Raw genomic sequence first — 3,257 nt, forward strand, 5'->3', positions numbered from 1 at the left:
TGCTGCGGCACAAGGCGACGGGGGCTGTGGTGCGGACGCTGTCGGGTGGTGAGGCGCGTGGTCTGGTCTCGCCTTCGTGGGACGGCAAGGACGCGTCCGGCCGGTTGGTGGCGAACGGCGCCTACACGTGGTCGTTCTCGGCGAAGCCGGCCGACGGCCAAGGCGCCGACCTGACCGTCACGGGCGCGGTCAGCGTCAGCGGAGCCGCCCCCGTCTTCCGAGACCTGGTCGGCGACGACGGTTTCGGCGAGCTGCTGGTGAAGGACTCGGCCGGTCTGGTGTCGCTGTACAAGGGCACGGGCACGGGCGGGGTCTCCTCGCGCGTGGCGGGCAGCGGGAACTTCTCGACCAGCGCCTATCTCGTTCCCTTCGGGGACGTGAACGGTGACCGGTGCAATGACGTGCTGGTGCGGCTGGGGACGGAGCTTCGGGTGTACCGGCCGGGTTGCGGGAAGGTGGTGTCGCCGTCGTCGCCGTACACGAGCATCGGTACGGGGTGGGGTCAGTTCGATGTGCTGACCTCACCGGGTGATGTGAACGGTGACGGCCGGCAGGACCTGATCGCCCGACAGACCACGACCGGTGACATGTACTTCTATGCGGGCACGGCTGATCACCGGTTCAAGGGCCGGGTGAAGATCGGTACGAACTGGAAGACGTACGCGAAGGTCGTGGGTGCCGGTGATCTGAACGGTGACGGCCGGGGCGACCTGCTGGGTGTCGACAAGGCGGGTGCGCTGTGGCGTTACTACGGCACCGCGACCGGCGGCGTTACGTCGCGTGTGAAGCTGGCGGATGCCTGGGGCACGTCGTACACGTCGGTCGTCGGCATGGGTGACATCTCGGGTGACGGGAAGCCGGACGTCGTGGCGCGTGACACGGCCGGGAAGCTGTTCCGGTTCAGCGGGACGGGCAACGGCACGCTCGGCGGCCGGGTGCAGATCGGCAACAGCGGCTGGACGGCCTTCAAGGGCCTGTACTGACCCTTGCCCACCGAGCGGTAACAGCCTTTCGGCCATGGCCGAAAGGCTGTTACCATCCGCTCACCTGCAGTGGGGGGCACTGAGGGCAGGATGGGCGGGGCAGCCGACGCGCCCCTCACACATCTCATCGAAGCACCGCGTCTTCCGTGACGTTTCACCGGCGACGGCGTGCCGATGCCATGCGCTCCCTTCATGCACCGGAGATTTTTCATGTGCCCGAAGAGGAGACACGTGTACGGGAAGAGACCCTTGGGCGGCTTCGTCGCCGCTGCCGTCGTGCTGGGAGCGGCCGTGATCGCCGGCCCGGCGTTGCCCGGCGCCTCGGCGGCGGAGCCCTCGGCGCAGGTGGTGATCCCGGGCGTCACGACTGACGTCCCCATGCGCAGCGATCTGTTGAACGTCGGACCGCACGGGTACCTCCGCGTCGAAGAGGGGCGCGGTGCGGTCTGGCGGTCGTACGACGGTGAGGCCGACGTCCAGGTCGATGCGACCGCGGACGTCGACGGGCGTACGTTCCAGTGGGGCACCGGGTCGGATGTCGTCGCCCAGTACCGGGAGGCGGCGAAGACCGTCGAGCTTCGGGACATGGTCACCGGTGACACGGTGACCGTCGCTCTTCCGTCCGGCCACGAGTATTTCGGGACGTTCGGCAGAAACGTTCTGACCCGGGACTACGACTCCCGCTTCCATGTGCTCGACATGGAGACGGGGCAGCTGCGCGACAGCCTCGTCGAGGGCGAGACCTCGCGGGGCGGCTACGCGGTCATCCCGGGGCTCGGTGACGCCGACGGTCTGGTGATCGCCTACGCCGGGAAGATCGTGTGGCTGGATGTGACACAGCGTCGCGCCGTGCCCCTTCCCTTCACCGATCTGCGTGCGGACGACCTGGCGCTGACCTCCGACCACCTGCTGTACCGGGCGAACGGCAAGGTGTCGATCTTCCGGCGCGACGACCCGACGCAGGCGGAACGAACCTGGCCGCTGGCGGACGGCGACGACACCCGCCTCCTCGGTATGGTCGGCGACGAGCTGATCGTGGCCCGTCACGATGCGGCGCTGGGCCCGCTCGACCGGGACTTCCACTCCTGGCGCGTCGAGGCCCAGCCGATGGACGGCACCGCGGCACGCACCCTGCTGGCCCGATCAGAGGGGCTGGCCAGAGCCACGGCCGGCGGCGGTCTGCTGGTGAACGGCGGACCGAACACCTCCGACTGGGGCGTCCAGCGGATCGAGACCGACGGCTCCCAGCGCGCGGTGGCTACCCGCGAGACCCGCGTCGTGTCGAGGACCGTGCCGAACAAGGTGCACCGCATGACGTTCAACCAGGGGCGCCTGACCACGGTGGAAGGCGTCGCCGAGCTCGCGCGCGCGGGGATGTACACGCGCACCGCCGGGCCGGAGGGCGGATCGATCGTCCACGGCGACCGGAAGGACCGCGGCTGGCTGGTGCTGCCCGACGAGTGCGCGATCGACTACTGCCCGAAGGTGCAGGAGACGGGCGACGGACGCATCGTCTACGGCGGTGAAAGGGGCACCGGCCCCACCCAGGTCATGCCGCTGCACCGGCTGTCCGACGGCGGCCGACTCCCGGGCGCCAAGGTCGACGTCGGTACCGGCTCCTCGGGCTTCGTCGGCAGCTGGGGCCGCTGGGCGGTCGTCTACGCGACGGCGTCCGGCGGTGGGTCGGAGACCCGCATCGTGGACACCGACACCGGCAAGGTCGCAAGGACGCTCCCGGTGCACCCGTTCGACCTCTCCGGCACCACGCTGTGGACAGGAGGCGGCAGCAAGGGCGAGGTCGTCGGCTACGACATCCGGACGGGTGCCAGACTGCAGTCCGCGTACGCGTACATCCCGGACTGCTTCGTCGAAGGCGCCTCCGTGGTCGGCCGCTGGCTGCACTGGAACTGTTCCGGTCGCAACGACGAGGGCGTGTACGACCTTCAGACGCGCACGATCACGCCGCTCGGCATCGGATACAACGCCGGTGCGCAGCTCGGCGACGGGCTCGTCGCCTATCTGCGGGACGACAAGATCAGAGTGAAGGACCTGCGCGACGGCGGCAACGAGTTCGACGTCGACGCCGGCCTGCCCCCGTACGACGAGGCCTGGTCGGTCGACCCGACGACGAACACCCTCGCCTGGGCCGACGCCAAGGGCGCGATCCGCCTGCTCGGAACCGGCGTCGCCACCTCCGCCCTGGGCGTGGTGGATTCCGATGCTGCGGCGTCGGTGAACGTCAAGGGTGGTGTGTGGAAGCCGCGTTGGTGGTTG

General features: G+C 69.5%; 2 protein-coding genes. Both read left to right on the forward strand.

What is annotated here, in order from left to right; genetic code table 11:
- On the forward strand, positions 1–983 hold a 983-nt coding region (locus tag ABZ070_RS36320), incomplete at its 5' end, for an FG-GAP-like repeat-containing protein (protein ID WP_356640351.1).
- Positions 984–1,214: 231 nt separating this feature from the next.
- Positions 1,215–3,257: hypothetical protein (locus ABZ070_RS36325; RefSeq protein WP_356640353.1), on the forward strand; the 2,043-nt coding region annotated here is incomplete at its 3' end.

This window comes from Streptomyces sp. NPDC006283, from assembly GCF_040613325.1.
GTDB lineage: Bacteria > Actinomycetota > Actinomycetes > Streptomycetales > Streptomycetaceae > Streptomyces.